Source organism: Microbispora sp. NBRC 16548 (genome assembly GCF_030268985.1).
GTDB classification, from domain to species: Bacteria; Actinomycetota; Actinomycetes; order Streptosporangiales; family Streptosporangiaceae; genus Microbispora; species Microbispora catharanthi.
In genome coordinates, this window is the sequence record NZ_BSSF01000079.1 from 1 (window position 1) to 444 (window position 444).

Annotated in this window: 1 protein-coding gene; it reads left to right on the top strand. The window is 74.3% G+C overall.

Going from position 1 to position 444, the window contains the following annotated elements:
- A partial coding sequence (locus QSK36_RS43110) for an HAD-IC family P-type ATPase (RefSeq protein WP_285786449.1) occupies positions 1-444 on the top strand: 444 nt, incomplete at both ends.

Genomic DNA, 444 nt, shown 5'->3' on the forward strand with positions numbered 1-444 from the left:
GCCCGTCCCGCAGGACTTCGCCAACGTCGAGGGCCTGGGGGTGCAGGGCATCGTGGACGGCCACGCGGTGCTGGTCGGCCGGCCCCGCCTGCTGGCCGAGTGGTCCCAGCACCTGCCCGCCGACCTGACCCAGGCCCTGCGGCAGGCGCAGGACGCCGGCCGCACGGCGGTCGCGGTCGGCTGGGACGGCCAGGCGCGGGCGGTGCTGGTGGTGGCCGACACCGTCAAACCCACCAGCGCCCAGGCCATCGGGCAGTTGCGGGCGCTGGGGCTGACGCCGGTGCTGCTGACCGGCGACAACCAGGCGGTCGCCCGTACGGTCGCCGCCCAGGTCGGCATCGAGGAGGTGATCGCCGAGGTGCTGCCGGCCGACAAGGTCGATGTGGTCAAACGGCTGCAGGCCGAGGGCAAGACCGTGGCGATGGTCGGTGACGGGGTCAACGA